1 protein-coding gene is annotated in these 270 nt (G+C 31.5%); it reads right to left on the bottom strand.

Features of this window, described 5'->3' with window-relative positions; translation table 11 throughout:
* Positions 1-14 precede the first annotated feature (14 nt).
* Positions 15-270: hypothetical protein (locus AB4653_RS19625; protein WP_372105074.1), on the bottom strand; the 256-nt coding region annotated here is incomplete at its 5' end.

Raw genomic sequence — 270 nt, 5'->3', positions numbered from 1 at the left:
TCTTGAACAGTTTGTTATATTTTTTTGTTACCTAAGATTAGATTCATTGCTTTCTTTAGCGCAACTAGCCCATCCTTATCTCTTGGTAAAACATTGAGTAAAACATCTTCATCAAGGTATTCATCAAAATAATACTCTCGACCATGTTGAAGTGGTTGCCACTTATTTGTTACACAAAAATCTTCAATTTGCTGAAATATATTCTCAAATATTCTTCTAGAAGACTCACTGGCTTTTTCAACCATATCAAAGAAATCAACTTTCTCATGA

The sequence above is a fragment of the Vibrio sp. 10N.222.48.A3 genome (genome assembly GCF_041475345.1).
In the GTDB taxonomy this organism is placed as follows: domain Bacteria; phylum Pseudomonadota; class Gammaproteobacteria; order Enterobacterales; family Vibrionaceae; genus Vibrio; species Vibrio tasmaniensis_A.
This window is presented reverse-complemented; position numbering and strand designations above follow the sequence as displayed.